The organism is Streptomyces sp. NBC_00637, from assembly GCF_045161545.1.
In the GTDB taxonomy this organism is placed as follows: domain Bacteria; phylum Actinomycetota; class Actinomycetes; order Streptomycetales; family Streptomycetaceae; genus Streptomyces.
Window position 1 is genome coordinate 1,154,478 of sequence record NZ_CP109046.1, and the last position, 17,322, is coordinate 1,171,799.

The following is a 17,322-nucleotide window of genomic DNA, read 5'->3' on the forward strand; positions in this document are numbered from 1 at the left end:
CCATCGTCGGCATGGCGGTGCTGCTGCCGGGCGCCGCCGACCTGGACGCGTACTGGCGGAACCTGCGCGACGGTGTGGACGCGATCGGCGAGGTGCCCGAGGGACGCTGGGACGCCGAGTACTACCGTCCCGGCACCGCCTCCGACCCGGCCGCGGCGGACCGGGTGTACGCGCGGCGCGGCGGGTTCGTCGACGGGCTGGCGCAGGTGGAGGTCACCCGGTTCGGCATCATGCCCCACTCGGTGGCCGGGACCGAGCCGGACCAGCTGATCGCCCTGCACGTGGCCTCGGCCGCCCTCGACGACGCGGGCGGCACGGAACGGCTTGCGGACCGTGGGCGCGTCGGCGTCGTCCTCGGCCGGGGCGGCTATCTCGGTCCCGGCCTGGTCCGGCTCGACCAGCGGGTCCGGACGGCCGGCCAACTCGTCCGCACGCTCGGCGAGTTGCTGCCCGACCTGACGTCCGGCCAACTCGGCCGGGTGCGGGAGGCGTTCACCGAGCGGCTCGGCCCGGACAGTCCCGAGGCGGCGATCGGCCTGGTGCCCAATCTCGCCGCCTCCCGGATCGCCAACCGGCTGGACCTGCGCGGTCCCGCGTACACGGTGGACGCGGCCTGCGCGTCCTCGCTGGTCGCCGTGGACCAGGCGGTGGGCGAACTCGGCTCCGGGCGCTGCGACCTGATGCTGGCGGGCGGTGTCCACCACTGCCACGACATCACGCTGTGGAGCGTCTTCTCCCAGCTCCGCGCGCTCTCCCCCAGCCAGCGCAGCCGCCCCTTCCACCGGGACGCCGACGGCATCCTGATCGGCGAGGGCACGGGCGTCGTCGTCCTCAAGCGGCTGGCCGACGCCGAACGTGACGGAGACCGGATCTACGCGGTGATCCGGGGCACCGGGGTGGCCAGTGACGGCCGGGCCGCGGGGCTGGTCAACCCCGATCCGGGCGGTCAGGCACAGGCCGTCCGGCAGGCGTGGCGGGCCGCCGGACTCGACCCGGCCGAGCCCGGTTCCCTCGGTCTGCTGGAGGCCCACGGCACCGCGACCCCGGCGGGCGACGAGGCCGAACTGGCCACGCTGGCCGCGGTGTTCGGACCGGGCGACGGAGAGGCCGTGCTGGGTTCGGTCAAGTCGATGATCGGACACACCATGCCGGCCGCGGGCATCGCCGGTCTCGTCAAGGCGGCACTCGCCGTGCACCACGGCACCCTGCTCCCGACGCTGCACTGCGACGACCCGCACCCCGCCCTGGCCCGCACCCGGTTCCGCACCCTGGAGAAGGCGGCCGACTGGGAGATCACCGGGCGCCGGAGCGTGCGCCGGGCCGCCGTCAACGCGTTCGGGTTCGGCGGGATCAACGCGCACGTGGTGCTGGAGGAGGCGCCGGGTGGGCGCGGCTCGCGCGCGACCGCGCCGGCCCGTCCGGTCCTGGCGGTCGCCGAACCCGAGCGGGTCCTGCTGCTCGCCGCCGGCTCCCCCGAGCGCCTCGCCGCTCTGCTGGACGCCGACGACGACACCGTACGGGCCGCCGGACTCGACCCCTCGTCCCCGCATCCGGACGCGGGACCTGCCCGCCTCGGCATCGTCGACCCGACCGCGAAGCGGCTCGCCCTGGCCCGCCGCACGGTCGGCAAGCGGCGCGCCTGGCACGGCCGCAGCGACGTCTGGTTCCGGCCGAGCCCCCTGCTGGGCACCGGCCGACTCGGGCCGGCGTTCCTGTTCCCGGGCCTGGAGGGCGACTTCACCCCGCGCGTCGACGACGTGGCCGCCCACTTCGGTCTGCCCGCCCCGTCCGTCGCCGGGGACCGGACCGACGACGTGGGACGCCACGGTTTCGGGGTCGTCGCCGTCGGCCGGCTGCTCGACGCCGCGCTGCGCCGCAGCGGGATCGTGCCGGCCGCGGTCGCCGGGCACAGCGTGGGCGAGTGGACGGCGATGGCGACCGCCGGACTGTACTCCGGGGACGAGGTCGACGCGTTCATGGCGGACTTCGACCCCGACGCGGTGGCGGTCGCGGGGCTGGCCTTCGGCGCGATCGGGGCGTCCGCCGAGCGGGTCCTGGCCGCCCTGCGGGACGGGGGCCCGGACACGGCGGGCCTCGTGCTCTCCCACGACAACGCGCCCGGCCAGTCGATGGTGTGCGGACCGCAAGCGGCGGTGGACGACTTCGTGCGGGCCTTCCGCGCCCAGGGAGTCCTCGGCCAGGTGCTGCCCTTCCGGTCGGGTTTCCACACGCCGATGCTGGAGCCGCATCTCGGCCCGATCAAGGAGGCGGCCGACCGGTTCCGGCTGTATCCGCCGCACACCCCGGTCTGGTCGGGCACGACGGCCGCGCCCTTCCCCGGGGACGAGGCGGGGATACGGTCCCTGTTCGTCCGCCATCTGCTGGAACCCGTGCGCTTCCGGCAGCTGACCGAGGCGCTGCACGCGGCGGGGCACCGGGTGTTCGTCCAGGTCGGCCCGGGTCAGCTCGGCTCCCTCGTCGGGGACACCCTGGGCGACCGGGACCACCTGGTCGTCGCCGCCAACTCCCCGCACCGCACGGGGCTCGCGCAGCTGCGCCGGGTGGCCACCGCGCTGTGGACGGCGGGGGCGGCGGTCGCTCCCTCCCTCGCCCCGACCCTCGCCCCGACCGTTCCGTCCTCCTCGGACGCGGCCGCGGCCGCACGGGCCGCACGGACGCCGGTACGGCTGGACCTGGGCGGCGCCCTGGTGTCCCTCGCCCCGCAGCGGCTCACCGCGCTGCGGTCCGAACTGCGGTCCGAGCCGCGCGCCCCGGCCCGTGCGACGCGGGCCGCCGGTCCGTCGTCGCTGGACGCCCTCGTGGAGGGTTCGCCGATGGCCGCCGAACTGTCCGCCCTGCTCCACGAGACGGCGGACACGGCGGCCGCCCTCATGACCGCGAGAGCCACCGCTCCCCCGGCCGCCCGGACCGGCCCCTGGCACACCACCGTCCGCGTCTCCCCCGACACCATGCCCTACCTGCTGGACCACTGCTTCTTCCCGCAGCGGCCGGGCTGGCCCGAGGTCGCCGACCGGTGGCCGGTCGTCCCGGCGACGACCATCGTGCGGCACATCGTGGACGCGGCGGTGGACGCCGCCCGGGAATCCGCTCCCGGGACGGTCCCGGTGGCCGTGCACGACGCGCGGTTCGAGGAGTGGCTCACGGCCACCCCCGCCGTCGACGTGCCGGTGACCGTGACCCCCGAAGCCCCCGGCCGGCTGGCCGTCTCCTTCGGCCCCCGGGCCCGCGCGACCGTCGAACTGGCCGCCGCCCACCCGCAGCCGCCCGCCGCGTGGCCCATCGATCCCGGCGCCGAGCGCACCCCGGACCACACCGCCGCCCAGCTCTACGACGAGCGCTGGATGTTCCACGGCCCGGCGTTCCAGGGCGTCACCGAACTCACCGCGATCGGCGACCGCCACGTACGCGGGGTGATCACCACCCCGTCCGCACCGGGCGCGCTGCTGGACAACGTCGGCCAGATCCTCGGCTACTGGATCATGGCGACCCGTACCGAGCGGACCGTCGTGTTCCCGGTCGGGATGCGGGAGATGCGCTTCCACGGTTCGCATCCGTCGCCGGGGACCGCGGTGGGGTGCCTGGTGCGGATCACCTCGCTCACCGACGCCTTCCTGGAGGCCGAGGTCCAGCTGACGGTCCGGGGCAGGGTGTGGGCGCAGATACACGGCTGGCAGGACCGCCGGTTCGACAACGACCCGAAGACCCGTCCCGTCGAGCGGTTCCCGGAGCACCACACCCTGTCCGAGACCCGCCCGGGCGGCTGGCAGTTGCTGCACGAGCGGTGGCCGGACCTGGCGTCCCGCGAGCTGATCATGCGCAACTCCCTCGGCGGCGTGGAGCGTTCGCAATACGCGCAGCACGCGCCGCGCGGGCGCCGGCAGTGGCTGCTGGGCCGGATCGCGGTCAAGGACGCGGTACGGCGGTGGCTGTGGGACCAGGGCGAGGGCCCGGTCTTCCCGGCCGAGCTGCGGGTGCGCAACGACGACGCCGGCCGGCCGTACGTCACCGGCGTGCACGGCCGGGTCCTGCCCGCGCTGGACGTCTCGCTGGCCCACTGCGCGGAGGCGGCCGTCGCGATCGTCCGCCCGCACACGCCGGGCCCCGGTCCGGGGATCGACATCGAGGAGGTCGCCGACCGCGCCCCGGAGACCCTCGCCGCCGCCCTCGGCGACGGCGAACTACGGCTGCTGCGCGAGCTGTCGGCCGGCTCCGGCGACTCCGAGGCCCTGTGGTTCACCCGCTTCTGGACGGCGAAGGAGGCCGTCGCCAAGGCGGAGGGCACCGGATTCGACGGCAGGCCACGGGACTTCGCGGTGCTCGACGCGACCCCGGCCGGCGACCGGCTGACCGTCGCGGGCCGCCTGGAACGCGCCTACACCGTGCACTGTTCGCTGGCCGCCAACCCGTCCCGGCTGCCCGACCGTTCGTACGTGGTGGCCTGGACGACGGGGCCCCCGACCGCAGAGGAGGACGACGCCCGATGACACCCCCCACCCCCCGCACCCCCGTCACCGCCGACGAGAAGTCCGTGCTGGCCGATCTCACCGGCATGCTCACGCGGCTCCTCGAGGACGAGTACGGCCTCGACGACGTGGAGATCGGCCCGCAGACCACCTTCAACCGCGACCTGGAGCTGGAGAGCATCGACCTGGTCACCCTGGCCGGCCTGCTCCAGGAGCGGTACGGCGACCGGGTCAACTTCGCCGAGTTCCTGGCCGGCATGGAGTTCGACGAGATCATCGAGCTGACCGTCGGACGGCTCGTCGGTTACGTCGTGACGAGTCTGAAGGCCGCGGAGGCGAGCTGAGTCATGGCGATGGTCGACACCGGCCCCGTCCGGTTGCACGTACAGCGGCTCGGCCCCCGGCACGGCCGGCCCGCCACCGCCACCGTGGTACTGGTGCACGGTCTGCTCACCGACAGCCTGGCCAGCTACTACTTCACCGTGGCCCCGGCGTTCGCGGCGGCGGGCCTCGACGTCGTCATGTACGACCTGCGGGGCCACGGCCGCAGCGGGCGCCCCGCCGGGGGCTACACGCTGGACGACAACATCGACGACCTGGAGGCGCTGCTCGGCCGGCTGGCGGTGACCGGTCCGGTGCATCTGGTCGGCAACTCCTACGGCGGCACGATCGCGTTCGGCTACGCGGCCCGGCACCCCGAGCGGGCGGCGAGCGTCACCCTCGTCGAGTCCGAACCGGCAACCGCCTCCTGGGCGGTGAAGCTCGGCGGGATCCTGGACCGGGTCGTGACCCAGCTCGCCCACAACGAGTCCGACGCGATCGCCTGGATCACCGCCCATCGCGGCCACAACACCGCCCGCCTGGCCAGGGGCGCGGCCCGGCTCGCGCGGGAGACCTCGCTCGGGCGGGACATCCCGGCCAGCCGTGTGCTGACGGAGGATCAGATCTCGGCGGTACGTTGCCCGGTGCTCGGTCTGTACGGCGCCGACTCCGATCTGGCCGAACTCGCGCCCTGGCTCCGGGCGGTGCTGCCGGACTGCCGGACCGTGGTCATCCCCGGGCACGAGCACTCGGTCCTGGTGGAGGCCTCCGGGACGGTCGGCGGGCACATCCTGTCCCTCGTCGACGAGGCCGGGCGCGTGGCGGCGGAGGTCACCGGGTGAGCCGGTTCCTGTTCGTCGTGCCGCCGCTGGTGGGTCACCTCAACCCGGCCGTGGGCGTCGCCGCCGAACTCACCGCACGAGGCCACCGGGTGGCGTGGGCCTGCGCCGACCCGGATCTGGTCGGCCGGCTCGCGGGCCCCGGGGCCGGCCCGGTCTTCGTCTGCGGCGCGGCGCCGCGCGGCGAGCGGCCCGCCGACCTGCGCGGTCCCGAGGCGCTGAAGTTTCTGTGGGAGTGGTACCTGCTGCCGCTCGCCGAGGCGATGGCGCCGGGTGTGCGGGCGGCCGTCGAGGCGTTCCGGCCGGACGTCGTCGTCGCCGACCAGCAGGCCTTCGCCGGTGCGCTGGTCGCGGAGCGGCTGGGCCTGCCGTGGGCGACCTCGGCGACCACCTCCGCCGAGTTCACCGACCCCCTCGCCGGGCTGCCCAAGGTCAGGGAGTGGCTCGACGGCCGGCTGGCCGGGCTGCGGTCCGCGATCGGAGATCCGGCGGGCGACGCCGACCCCCGCTTCTCACCCCATCTCGTCCTGGCCTTCAGCACACCGGAGTTGGCGGGACGGGCGCCCGGAGGTGTCCGCTGGGTGGGTCCGTCGATCACGGCCCGGCCGTCGGCCGCCGGCTTCCCCTGGGAGTGGCTCGACGGCGGCCGGGCCACCGTGCTCGTCACGCTCGGCACCGCGAACACCGACGTCGGCGGACGGTTCCTCGACGTCTGCCGGGAGGCGCTGCGGGAACGGGCCGACCGGGTGCAGGGCGTGATCGTCGACCCGGGCGGCACGCTGAAGCCCGGGGGCGACGACAAGGACCTGCTGATCTTGCCGTCCGTGCCCCAACTCGCCTTGCTGGAGTGGATGGAGAGGGGCACCGGCGCGGTGGTCTGCCACGCCGGGCACAACACCGTGTGCGAGGCGTTGTGGCACGGGGTTCCCCTGGTCGTGGCCCCCATCCGCGACGACCAGCCGGTCGTGGCCGGGCAGGTCACCGACGCGGGAGCCGGCGTGCGGGTGCGGTTCGGCCGGGTCACCGCGCGGCAACTGGGCGCGGCGGTCGACTCCGCCCTCGGCGCACCCGGACACCGCGCCGCCGCCGACCGGATCCGTACGGCGTTCCGCGCCGCGGGCGGTCCGTCCGCCGCCGCGGCCCATCTCGAAGACCTCGCAGGGGAGTTCAGATGAGTGACGAGACCAGGCCCGCCGAGCGGATCGCCGAGGCGCGGCCCGCCTACCAGGCGGACATCGCCGCCGGGCTGGACCGCTTCTTCGAGCCCCGCCGCACCAGCTGCCCGTGGTGCGGCTCGGCGGCCCTGACCACCCGGCTGCGCACCACCGACCTGCTCCAGCACAAGCCGGGCCGCTTCGTCCTGGACCGCTGCGGGGGCTGCGGGCACACCTTCCAGAACCCGCGGCTGAGCGCCGAGGGCCTGGAGTTCTACTACCGGGACTTCTACGACGGGCTGGGCGAGAAGAAGCTGGGCGACACCTTCGGGGGCCGCACGAAGATGTACCGGGGACGGGCCGGGTCGATGCTCGCGCACGACCCCGCGCCGAAGAACTGGCTGGACGTCGGCACCGGACACGGTCACTTCTGCGCGGCGGCCCGGGAGGTGCTGCCGGGGACGACGTTCGACGGGCTGGACTTCACCGACGGTGTCGAACTCGCCGAGCGGGAGGGCCGGGTGGAACACGGCTACCGGGGCTCGTTCCCCGAACTGGCGCCCCGGCTGGCCGCCCGGTACGACGTGGTCAGCATGTTCCACTACCTGGAGCACAGCACCGACCCCGACCGTGAACTGCGCGCCGCGCACGAGACGGTGCGTCCCGGCGGCCATCTCCTCGTCGAGGTGCCTGACCCCGAGAGCCGCTACGCGCGGCTGCTGGGCCGCTGGTGGCTGCCCTGGCTCCAGCCGCAGCATCTGCACTTCGTACCGGTGGCCAACCTGCGCGAACGGCTCACCCGGCTGGGTTTCACGGTGGTGGCGGAGCAGCACGCCGAGCCGCACGACCCGGTCGACCTGCTGGCCGCCGTCTGGCTGGCGCTGGACCACGCGGCGCCCCGTGACGACGCTCCGTGGCTGCCCGCGTCGCCGGGCGCGCTGCGCCGCACGCTGCGCGCGGCACTGCTGGTCGCCGGGGTCCCGGCGCTGATCGTGGGCACCCTGCTCGACCGGTTCGCGGTACGTCCGCTCTCGCACCGGCTCGGCGTGTCGAACGCGTACCGGATCGTGGCCCGGCGCGACTGACGGACCGGTGCGCGCCCGGGTCCCGCCGTGCTAGCTTCGCCCCGTTCTCTTCATCAGGAATCCTGACGATCGACGGCACGGCTCGACGAACGGAACGCGCATGTCCATCCTGGCCAGACCGGCGGTGGCCGCCCTCGCCGCCAAGACGATGCAGGGCGTCACCCGGCTGGCGAGTCGCCGGGCCTCGGGTGCCGGGTCCGCCGCGGCCTGGCAGGCCCGCTTCCCCGAGTATCCGCGGGAGGTGACGCGGTCGACGGTGCCGACCTCCGTCGCCCCCGCTCCGGTCACGGTGTACGCGCCCCCGGCCGGCACGGCGACCCGTCCGCCCGTGCACGTCAACTTCCACGGCGGCGGCTACATCATGTCGATGCCCGAGGTCGACGACGGGCTCTGCCGCGTCCTCGCCGCCGAGGCGGGAGTGGTCGTCGTCAACGTCACGTACGTGGTGGCCCCGCAGCACCCGTTCCCCGCCGCGACCACCCAGGCCTACGACGTCGTCCGGTGGGTCGCCGAGCACGGCGCCGAACACGGCTGGGACGGCCGGCGTCTGACCGTGGGCGGGCAGAGCGCGGGCGGCGGACTCGCGGCGGCCGTGGCCCGGCAGTCCCTGGAACAGGGCGGCCCCTCGATCGCGCTCCAGGTGCTGCACTATCCCCCGCTGGATCTGGCCACCAGCGCCAAGGACAAGAAGGCGGCCGTCGCCAGGCCGGTGCTGCGGCCGTGGCTCGGGGACATCTTCGACGCGTCGTACGTCCCCGATCCCCGCGAGCGCGCCCACCGGCTCGTGTCGCCCGCCCATTCCCGCGACACCGCCGACCTCGAGGGCATCGCCCCGGCGCTGGTCATCACGGCCGAGTACGACCTGCTCAGGAACGAGGCGGTGCGCTACGCCGAGCGACTGGGCGCGGCCGGTGCGCTCGTCGAGCACCACGACATCGCCGGGGCCGACCACGGCTACGACACCAAGGACGACGAACGGGCCCGCACCACCTACGCGCTGATCGCCCGTCATCTCCGACAGGCGACCGACGCCGGCACGGTGTGACCCTCTTGGGCGAAGAGGGGACGGGAGGGCGGCGCCCGCCGCACCGGTCGCCGCCCGGGTGACCCGACGGCGTCGTCCGCCGCACCGGCGTGCCCGGTCACCCTCCCCTCCCCCGGTCGTCGCCCCGGGCTGCCGCCGTCCCCTATCCGGCGGCCGCCGGCAGGGCGACGCCCAGCTTCTCGGCGCGCTCGGTCAGGTCGCGCCACACCTTGGGCGCCACCGGGACGCCGTTCTCCCCCCGGCCGGCGGCGACGGCGGCACTGCGCTCGCCGGGGTAGAACACGCCCTGCGCGTCGTCCGCGGCCGGCAGGCCCTTGAGCGTGTCCAGCGTGGCGTCCACGGACGCGGTGAAGGCCTCCGTGCCCCCGAAGGCGGCCGGGTCGACGGCGATGAGCAGGGCGTTCTGACGGTGCTTGCGGCCGGCCGGGTCGTCCGAGTGGAACGACGCGAAGATCGGCGCCCCCACGAGCACGCTGGTCAGCAGCTCGAAGGCGAGGGACATGCCGGAGCCCTTCGCCCCGCCGAGCGGCAGCGGCATGACCGCCTTCTCCGGGTCGGTGGTCGGGGTGCCGTCCTCGGTGGCGGCCGCGCCCTCGGGCAGCGGGGTGCCGCTCGCCTTCGCCTGCCGGATCTTGCCGAGGGCGATGGTCGCGGTGGCCATGTCCAGGAGCAGCGGCGCGTGCTGCGACGAGGAGTCGGTCGGCACGGCGATGGCGAGCGGGCTGGTGGCGACCGCCGCGCCCTTGACACCGGTGTAGCCCATGTTCGGCATGCCGGCGACGAAGCCGATGCCGACCAGGCCCTGTTCGGCGATCTTCGACACGTAGTAGCCGATCGCGCCGGTGTGCACCGTGCGGCGGACCCCCACCGCGGCGATGCCGGTCGTCCTCGCCCTGGTCACGGCCTCGTCGGCGGCCGCGCTGAGGGCCACCGGGCCGGGGGCGCGGTCGGCGTCCAGGACGGCCGCGGCCGGGGCGCCGGACTCGAGCGTGATCCGGGCGTCGGCGTTGGCGACGCCCTTGTCGAGCAGGTCCAGGTAGGCGGGCACCCGGGCGATGCCGTGCGAGTCGACGCCGCGCAGCGCGGCCCAGACGAACACGTCGGCGGTGGTGCGGGCGTGCTCGGCGCTCAGGCCGCCCTTCTCGAGGAGGGCCGCGGAGAAGGTGCGCAGGTCCTCTGCGGGCACCAGGATCTTCGTGGATGGGGTGGACATGGTGGCGGTGCCTCCTGGTTCAGCGGGTGACGAGGACGTCGACGACGGCGGTGGTGCCCTCCGCCACGGCCTTGAGGGCGCGCTCCAGGGCGGGCCCGAGCGCCTGTGAGGTGTCGACGGTCTCGGTGTGCATGCCGAACGGCTCGGCGAACTGGGCCAGTCGGGGCAGACGGTGCAGGTCGGTGCCGAGCCACTCGCCGGTCTCGGCGGCCGCTCCGTCGGGATAGAACCTGCGGTGGTTGAGGTTCATCGACTTGTAGACGCGGTTGTTGAACACCACGATGAGCAGCGGCAGTTGGTACGCCTTGCTCGCGTCGTACGACGGCACGACCGGGTTGTAGGTGAACGCGCCGTCGCCGATGGTGAGGACCACCGGCCGGTCCCCCGCGGCGAGTTTGACGCCGAGCGCGACCGCGATGCCCTGGCCGAGACCGCCCTGCACATAGAAGTACGAGTCGGGATCGGCCGTGCGCAGGTGCCGCTTGACGACGCGGCTGTGGGTGATGGTCTCGTCGACGACGACGCCGTGCGCGCCGTCGAGCAGCTCGCGCAGGGTGGCGGCGACCAGCACCGGGTCGACGCCCTCGGTCCGCCGCTGTGTCCGGGCCCGGTTCTCGGCGTCGGCGACGGCGGCCTGCTCGGCGGCGTGCCGCTCGTCCTGTGCGGCGCGCCGTACGGCGACGGCGGCCTCGTCGAGGTCCTTGGCCCGCTTGGCGAGCTGGCGCAGGGTGTTGGCGACGTTGCCTTCCAGGTACCTGTCGGCGAACAGGACTTGGTAGACGACGTGCGGGCGCTGCGGCACCTCGTCGATGACGACGATCTGTGCCTTCGAGGGGCGGCGCGACGGCGGGTAGAACGGGGCGCGGCAGTTGACGAGGAGGATGAGGTCCGCCTCGTCCATCCACGGCCCGATGTCGCTCCCGGCGTGCAGCGGGTGGGTGCGCGGGAAGTTGCCGCACACCGCCGAGTCGGGCTCGACGACCGGGATGTTCCAGGCCTCGGCGAAGGCGACGAGTGCCTCGAAGCCGCCGGCCTCACGGCCCGCGGTCTCGGTGACGATGACCGGGTTCCTCGCCTCGCGGATCAGCTGGGCGACCGGGTCGACCTCCTCGGGCGAGCTGTGCGTGGAGCCCGGGGGCACGAGGGGCTTGGCCTCGCGGCCGTCCCAGTCCTCCAGCAGGATCTCCAGCGGGACGTTGAGGTACGCCGGGCCCGCCGGGGCCCGCCAGGCCAGCTCGGCCGCCCGCGTGACCATGGTGGGCAGCGTGTGCACGCTGGCGGCCTCGGTGGACCACTTGGTGAAAGGGGTCGCGACGCCGTGCGGGCCGCCCACGATGGACAGGTTGCGGTACCACTGGCCGCCCGGGTCCTGCCCCGGGCCGTCGCCGTAGGTGGTCGACTCCGAGGAGCTGACCACCATGGGGACGCCGGCGAGCAGCGCCCCGTGGACGGCCATCGAGCCCTGGAGCAGGCCGGGGGCGGCGTGCAGCAGCACGCCCTGCGGACGGCGGCTGACCAGGCCGTAGCCGGTCGCCATGCCCACGGCGACGGTCTCGTGGGTCAGGTCCAGGTACTGCGGGCAGGGCAGTCCGTCCCGGTGGCGCCGGGCCAGGGACTCCCAGACCGGGGCCCACTCGGACCCGGACGAGCAGAACAGGTAGTCGGCGCCGACGGCGTTGAAGGCGGTGACGAGAGCGTCGCCGCCGTCGGCGCCCGGTGAGGTGGTGGTGTCGGTCATCTCTCGTTCCTCCTCAGCCCTCGATCGGCCAGTTCAGGACCTCGGAGATACCGCGGCCCATGATCCACTCCAGTTCCTCGGGAGTGAAGTCCCAGTGCTTGGTGAACTGCTCGATGGTGTCGGTGTAGGTGATGCCGTGGCCCAGCAGACGGGTGATGTCGGTGCCGTAGAAGCAGCGCTGGGGGCCCATCTTGTCGACCATCTCGCGCACGTACTTCTGGATGTTGTTGTTCGGGAACGGCTGCGTCGAGTAGCCGGGCAGCGCCGACACCTTGACGTAGATGTTCGGGTGGGCCGCGAGGTCCGCGGTCTCGGCGACCCAGTATCCGATCGCGTCGTCGACGCAGCGGGCCATGATGCCCATGTGGTCGATGATGATCTTCAGTTCGGGGTGCTTGGCGGCGATCTCGCCGAGCTCACGCTTCCAGATCGGGGCGTGGACCATGGTGGGGATGCCGAGCTCGGCGGCGACGGGCCAGTACCAGTCGTTGGTGCCGTCGATCATCCAGTTGCGGTCCTGTGGCCGGTGGAAGGTCAGCCGCGTGCCCTTGATGTACGGGTTCTGCGCGAAGTCCTTGAGCATGGCCTTGCCCTCTTCGGGCTTGTTCTGCGGGATGCGCGCCATGATGCCGAAGCGGTCCGGGTGCGCCTCGCAGGCCTCCAGGGCGTAGTCGATGCGGTCGCCCTCCCAGGACGGCGGCAGGATCAGCGCGCGGTTCACGCCGGCCTCGTCCATCAGCTCGAGGGCCTCCTCGTAGGAGAACGCCTCCTCGCGGTGGCCGTTGAGGCGGATCCGCTCCCGGGCGCCCGGGACCCAGGGGCGGTCCGGGGTCTCTTCCAGCCAGATGTGGATCTGCGTGTCGACGACGAACATGTCCCGTACTTCTTTCTCTCGGTAGGGCACGTGGTGAGGCGTTGCGGAGGGAACGCTAGGGGGCCGCGAAGGCCTTGCGGAGCCCCTGGGAGCGCAAGCTGTTGTTGCGTGAAAGTGCGCTGTTCGCAGGGCACTTTCAGGTTGCGCACGCGGTCGTCGAAAGCGGTTTCCGAGCTTGCTTGCGCAAGCTGTTTCGCCACGTGTTTCTCAGCCGCTGCCGGAAACGCGCTCGAAAGCGGCTTCGACGATGTGCTCGGCGATCGCCATGGAGGCCGTGGCGGCCGGCGAGGGCGCGTTGCGGACGGCGGTGACCCGGCCCACCCGGTGGATACGGAAGTCGTCCACGAGGGTGCCGTCCGGATCCAGGGCCTGGGCACGCACGCCCGCCCCGCCGCGTACGACGTCCTGGACGCCGACCGCGGGGACGTACAGCGCCGCGTCCTTCATGAAGGCCTTCGCCGAGAACGACCCGCGGTACTCCCTGATGCCCGTTCGCCAGTGCTGGGCGGCCATCTTCCAGACGCCGGGATAGGCGGCGAGGCCGAGCAGGTCCCCGGGGGAGATCCGGGTACGGGTGTACCCCTCCCTGGCCAGGGCCAGGACCGCGTTGGGGCCGACCTCCACCGAACCGTCGACGCGGGGGGTGAAGTGGACGCCGAGGAACGGGTAACGGGGGTCGGGCACCGGGTAGACCAGGCCCCGCACCAGGTCCGTCTTCTCCGGCCTGAGCAGCATGTACTCGCCCCGGAACGGCACGATCCGAGGCGCGGACCGGTCCCGCGCGAGGCCGGCCACGGAGTCGGAGTGCAGGCCCGCGCACAGGATCAGCCGGTCCACCCGCACCCGTTCCGCACCGGAGGCCACCTCGATGCCGCCGGGCACCTCGGTGATGCCGGTGACCGGGAACCCCGTCCGCACCTCTCCGCCGGAGGCGACGACGTCGTCGGCGAAGGCGCGGGCGATCGCCGGATAGTCGGTGATCGCGGTGCGCGGGGAGTACAGGGCCGCGATCCCGCCCGCGTTCGGCTCGATCTCCCGGATCTCCTCGCGGGAGACCTTCCGCAGATCGGGCACGTGGTTGTTCCTGGCCCGGTCGTAGAGGGCGTTCATCCGGCCGAGCTCGTCCTCGCGGACCGCCACGACCAGTTTGCCGATCTCCCGATACGGCAGCTCGCGCTGCTCGCAGTACGCGCGCAGCAGGGCCACACCCCGTACCGTCAGCTCGGCCTTGAGGCTGCCGGGCGTGTAATAGATGCCGGCGTGCACGACGCCCGAGTTGTGGCCGGTCTGGTGGAGCGAGACCTCCCGCTCCTTCTCGAAGACCACAACCCGGGTACCGGGCCTGCTCAGGGCGATCTCGCGGGCCGTGGCCAGCCCCACGATGCCGGCGCCGACGATGCCGACCGTCTCGTCAGCCATCGAACGCCTCCTCTCTCTTGTGTCGCTGCTCCCGATCGTCAGCCGCCGAAGTGCACGGCGACCGTCTTGACGCGCGTGGAGAAGCGCAGGACTTCCTCGCCCTGCTCCTTGTAGGCCGTGCCGGAGTCGTGGAACCCGCCGAAGGGCAGGTGGACGTCCCAGCCGGTGGTGGTGGAATTGACCGCGACCTGTCCGCACTCGGCCTCGTCGGTGAAGCGGTGGGCGTAGGCCAGGTCGCGGGTGAAGACGGCGGCGGCGAGGCCGAAGCCGGAGTCGTTGACCGCCGCGACGGCCGCGTCGAAGCCGTCGACCGCGCGCAGGACGAGGACCGGCCCGAAGACCTCCTCGCGCCAGATGGCCATCTCGGGGGTGACATCGCCGAGCACGGTCGGCTGGACGTAGCAGCCGTGGACGCGCTCGCCCTCCGTGTCGGCGTGGCCGCCGGTCAGGACCGTGGCGCCCTGGTCGAGGGCGCCGGCCAGGTCGGCGAGGACGCTGTCGCGCTGCCTGGCGCTGGACAGCGGGCACAGCGTGGTGGCCGGGTCGCCGCCCGGGCCGACCTTCAGCCGCTCGACCTCGGCGACCAGCAGCCGGGTGAACTCCCCGTACACCGGTTGCTCGACGACGACGCGGCTGGTGGCGGTGCAGCGCTGGCCCGCCTGCCCGAACGACGCCGCCACGACAGCCTTCGCGGCGGCCGGCAGATCGGCGTCCTTCAGCACCACCGAGGCGTTCTTGCCGCCCAGCTCGCCCTGGAAACGCACGTTGCGGTCGGCGAGACGGCGACGGATGCGGTTGCCGACGGCGTTGGAGCCGGTGAAGGTGATGCCGACGATCCGCGGGTCGTCGAGGAGGGCCTCCTCTATCTCGGCGGTCCGGCCGGTCACCACGTTGAGCGCCCCGGCGGGCAGTCCGGCGTCGTGCAGGGCGCGGGCGAAGTGCAGACCGGAGACCGGGGTCTCGGTGGCCGGCTTGAACACGGCCGCGTTGCCGGTCGCGAGCAGCGGGGCGAGTTTGCGGGCGGGCGTGATCAGTGGGTCGTTCCACGGGCTGATCACCAGGATCACGCCGATCGGCTCGCGCTGGGTGTGGGTGCGGTGGTGGGGCCGTACGTCGTGCAGGAGGGTGCCGTAGCCCTGCCGGGCGAGACCGGCGTAGTACTCCAGGAAGTCGGCGGCCTTGAGGGTCTCCCCGGTCGCCTCGGTCAGCGTCTTGCCGTTCTCCGCCGTCACGTCGGCGGCGATCTCCTCGACCCGTTCGCGGATCAGCCGGGCCGCGTCGGTGAAGACCCGGGCCCGCTCGAAGGGGCTGGTGCGCTTCCAGACGGCGAACCCCCGCTCCGCGTGGTCGAAGGCACGCGTGACGTCCTTGGCCGTGAGAGCCGGGACGCGGGCGACGGGGGTGCGGACGTCGGCGGGGTCGAGGACGTCGATCCACTCGGCGCTCGCCACCCACTCCCCGCCCACGAGGGTTTCCAAGTTACGCATCTCGGGTCACTTCCTTTGTCGGCAAGGGTGCGGACTGTGACAACACACCACGTCAGGGCGGTGCCGCCAGCTCTGCGGCAGCAGGCATTGATTGCGCCGCGCGCGGGTGGGCGCGGGTCTGATCCATGCTGGAATCGGCAGGCCGGAGGCCTGACCGCGGTCTCCGCCGACCCGCCGAGGAGAACCGGACATGTCCTACGCCGTCGTCGCCCAGTACCGCTGCGCCCCCGCCGACGAGAGCGCCGTCCGCGCCGCGCTGGTCCAGGCGCGCGAACACACCCGTGCCGAACCGGCGAACGAGGAGTACGAGGTGCACGCGGTCGAGGACCGGCCCGGCGGCTTCCTGCTGTACGAGCGGTACACCGACCGGGCCGGGTTCGAGGCGCACAAGGCGGCCGAGCACTTCCAGAAGCTGATCGTGGCGACCGTGTGGCCGCTGCTGACGGACCGGACGGTCACCTTCGCCGAGACGCTGTAGGGCGGAGCACTGCTCAGGGGCAAGGTGCCGTAGGGCGGACGCCGAGCGGCAAGGAGCCGTAGGGCGTGGTGCTTGGCGCGTGGGCTGTACGTCGTGGCCGTACGGCGTGGGCCGGGCGACTCTCGCGAGTCGCCCGGCCCTTGTCCGCTGCTGTCAGAACTCGTTGCCCCACACGTACCGGGCTACCGTCTCCACCAGCTCGATCTTCCTGCGCTGCTCCTCCGTGGTCAGCAGCGGCCGGCTCGCCACGTCGGCGAAGCCGCGGGACGGCGAAACGGCCGCGTCCTCAAGGTCCTTGAACGCGCCGACGGCGTCGATGCGGGTCATCACCGTGTCGATGTCCTCGAGCGCGGCCACGCTCGCGTCGACCACGCCCAGGCAGACGTCCCGGTCCTCCGGCAGCGCCCTGACCAGGTCCAGCTCGGCGTCGGTGCCCTGGTCGAAGGGCAGGATCCACCGGTCGGCCGGTACCGCGCCGTACAGCCGTTCGGCGCGTGCCCGGTCCACGTCCTCCGGGGCGGCCCCACCGGGGGCGACCCCGATCCGTACGCCCTCGGGACGCGTGTCCAGCCGTACGGCGAGCGCCTCGACGGCGAGGGCGTCCTCGAAGGACAGGGCGCCCGGGTCGGCCGGGTCGGTCGCCAACTGGCCCAGCAGCAGCGGGTTGTTGAGCTGGATCAGGCGTACGCCCTTCGACACCAGCAGCTCGATCTCCGCCTGGATGATCTCCGCGAGGGCCTCGCCCAGTTCCCGCGCCGAGGACACGCCGAGGCCGGGCCGGTAGGTCGTCGCGGCGAGGTACGCCGGGGAGGGCAGCGAGACCTTCGGCGCGATCACCGTGAGTTCGGTGAGCCGGGCGGCCCAGTCGGCGACCAGCGGACCGTTCGCCTTGGGCAGGGACTCGGCGACCCAGCCGGCCAGGCCGTCCGCGCCGACCTCGTCGGTACGGCGGAAACCCGTCACGGCGTCGAGGACGGCGCTGCGGAAGTCCTCACGGGGGAAGTCGCCGTCGGTGACGACGGTCGAGCGGAGCCTGCGCTGGAAGACGACCGCTTCCTCGACGGCCTTGCGTTCGGCGGCCGCCCGTGCCTCCGGTTCACCGGCCGCGCGGGCGGCGACCAGCTCACCGGGACGCACCAGGCTGCCGTGGTGGTCGATGCGGTAGTTGAACGTGTCCGCCATGGG

13 protein-coding genes are annotated in these 17,322 nt (G+C 73.4%); 7 read left to right on the forward strand and 6 right to left on the reverse strand.

Features of this window, described 5'->3' with window-relative positions:
• The first annotated feature begins 11 nt into the window (after nt 1–11).
• From OG440_RS04955 to OG440_RS04980, 6 genes are all read left to right on the forward strand, one after another.
• Nucleotides 12–4,505: a beta-ketoacyl synthase N-terminal-like domain-containing protein gene (locus tag OG440_RS04955; RefSeq protein ID WP_406011255.1), complete on the forward strand. Its 4,494-nt coding sequence runs from the start codon at nt 12–14 to the stop codon at nt 4,503–4,505.
• Nucleotides 4,502–4,828, forward strand: a complete 327-nt coding sequence (locus OG440_RS04960; protein WP_406005597.1) for an acyl carrier protein — start codon at nt 4,502–4,504, stop codon at nt 4,826–4,828. Before OG440_RS04955 ends, OG440_RS04960 begins: the two co-directional genes overlap by 4 nt.
• A gap of 3 nt (nt 4,829–4,831) precedes the next feature.
• Nucleotides 4,832–5,647, forward strand: coding sequence for an alpha/beta fold hydrolase (locus OG440_RS04965; RefSeq protein WP_406005598.1), 816 nt, complete (start codon nt 4,832–4,834; stop codon nt 5,645–5,647).
• Nucleotides 5,644–6,819: a glycosyltransferase gene (locus OG440_RS04970; protein ID WP_406005599.1), complete on the forward strand. Its 1,176-nt coding sequence runs from the start codon at nt 5,644–5,646 to the stop codon at nt 6,817–6,819. Before OG440_RS04965 ends, OG440_RS04970 begins: the two co-directional genes overlap by 4 nt.
• Nucleotides 6,816–7,883 (forward strand): class I SAM-dependent methyltransferase, encoded by a 1,068-nt coding sequence (locus tag OG440_RS04975; RefSeq protein WP_406005600.1) that lies wholly within the window; start codon nt 6,816–6,818, stop codon nt 7,881–7,883. The genes OG440_RS04970 and OG440_RS04975 overlap by 4 nt, the downstream gene beginning before the upstream one ends.
• A gap of 100 nt (nt 7,884–7,983) precedes the next feature.
• Complete coding sequence (locus OG440_RS04980; RefSeq protein WP_406005601.1) at nt 7,984–8,928, forward strand: alpha/beta hydrolase fold domain-containing protein; 945 nt, start codon at nt 7,984–7,986, stop codon at nt 8,926–8,928.
• 142 nt (nt 8,929–9,070) lie between these two features.
• On the opposite strand, the gene OG440_RS04985 is transcribed toward OG440_RS04980, so the two are convergent.
• The 5 genes from OG440_RS04985 to OG440_RS05005 form a co-directional block, all read right to left on the reverse strand.
• Nucleotides 9,071–10,141, reverse strand: a complete 1,071-nt coding sequence (locus OG440_RS04985) for an Ldh family oxidoreductase (RefSeq protein WP_406005602.1) — start codon at nt 10,139–10,141, stop codon at nt 9,071–9,073.
• A 19-nt stretch (nt 10,142–10,160) separates the two neighbouring features.
• Nucleotides 10,161–11,879, reverse strand: a complete 1,719-nt coding sequence (locus OG440_RS04990; RefSeq protein WP_406005603.1) for a thiamine pyrophosphate-dependent enzyme — start codon at nt 11,877–11,879, stop codon at nt 10,161–10,163.
• 13 nt (nt 11,880–11,892) lie between these two features.
• Nucleotides 11,893–12,753: an amidohydrolase family protein gene (locus OG440_RS04995; protein ID WP_406005604.1), complete on the reverse strand. Its 861-nt coding sequence runs from the start codon at nt 12,751–12,753 to the stop codon at nt 11,893–11,895.
• Nucleotides 12,754–12,960: 207 nt separating this feature from the next.
• The gene (lhgO, locus tag OG440_RS05000) at nt 12,961–14,172 is read right to left on the reverse strand and encodes an L-2-hydroxyglutarate oxidase (RefSeq protein WP_406005605.1); all 1,212 of its coding nucleotides are present in this window, start codon (nt 14,170–14,172) and stop codon (nt 12,961–12,963) included.
• A gap of 38 nt (nt 14,173–14,210) precedes the next feature.
• Nucleotides 14,211–15,659, reverse strand: coding sequence for an aldehyde dehydrogenase family protein (locus OG440_RS05005; protein ID WP_406005606.1), 1,449 nt, complete (start codon nt 15,657–15,659; stop codon nt 14,211–14,213).
• Between the two features lie 190 nt (nt 15,660–15,849).
• Here OG440_RS05005 and OG440_RS05010 point away from each other — a divergent pair, with 190 nt between their 5' ends.
• Nucleotides 15,850–16,137 carry a putative quinol monooxygenase gene (locus OG440_RS05010; RefSeq protein WP_406005607.1) on the forward strand — a complete coding sequence of 96 codons (288 nt, stop codon included), beginning with the start codon at nt 15,850–15,852 and terminating at the stop codon, nt 16,135–16,137.
• A gap of 153 nt (nt 16,138–16,290) precedes the next feature.
• On the opposite strand, the gene OG440_RS05015 is transcribed toward OG440_RS05010, so the two are convergent.
• Nucleotides 16,291–17,319, reverse strand: a complete 1,029-nt coding sequence (locus OG440_RS05015) for a methionine synthase II (cobalamin-independent)-like protein (protein WP_406005608.1) — start codon at nt 17,317–17,319, stop codon at nt 16,291–16,293.
• Nucleotides 17,320–17,322: the final 3 nt, after the last annotated feature.

Coding starts and splice junctions, on each gene's coding strand:
- OG440_RS04985 (WP_406005602.1), bottom strand. CDS start 10,141: ATGTCCACCCCATCCACGAAGATCCTGGTGCCCGCAGAGGACCTGCGC.
- OG440_RS04995 (WP_406005604.1), bottom strand. CDS start 12,753: ATGTTCGTCGTCGACACGCAGATCCACATCTGGCTGGAAGAGACCCCG.
- OG440_RS04960 (WP_406005597.1), top strand. CDS start 4,502: ATGACACCCCCCACCCCCCGCACCCCCGTCACCGCCGACGAGAAGTCC.
- OG440_RS04975 (WP_406005600.1), top strand. CDS start 6,816: ATGAGTGACGAGACCAGGCCCGCCGAGCGGATCGCCGAGGCGCGGCCC.
- OG440_RS05005 (WP_406005606.1), bottom strand. CDS start 15,659: ATGCGTAACTTGGAAACCCTCGTGGGCGGGGAGTGGGTGGCGAGCGCC.
- OG440_RS05015 (WP_406005608.1), bottom strand. CDS start 17,319: ATGGCGGACACGTTCAACTACCGCATCGACCACCACGGCAGCCTGGTG.
- OG440_RS04980 (WP_406005601.1), top strand. CDS start 7,984: ATGTCCATCCTGGCCAGACCGGCGGTGGCCGCCCTCGCCGCCAAGACG.
- OG440_RS04990 (WP_406005603.1), bottom strand. CDS start 11,879: ATGACCGACACCACCACCTCACCGGGCGCCGACGGCGGCGACGCTCTC.
- OG440_RS04965 (WP_406005598.1), top strand. CDS start 4,832: ATGGCGATGGTCGACACCGGCCCCGTCCGGTTGCACGTACAGCGGCTC.
- OG440_RS04955 (WP_406011255.1), top strand. CDS start 12: ATGGCGGTGCTGCTGCCGGGCGCCGCCGACCTGGACGCGTACTGGCGG.
- lhgO (WP_406005605.1), bottom strand. CDS start 14,172: ATGGCTGACGAGACGGTCGGCATCGTCGGCGCCGGCATCGTGGGGCTG.
- OG440_RS05010 (WP_406005607.1), top strand. CDS start 15,850: ATGTCCTACGCCGTCGTCGCCCAGTACCGCTGCGCCCCCGCCGACGAG.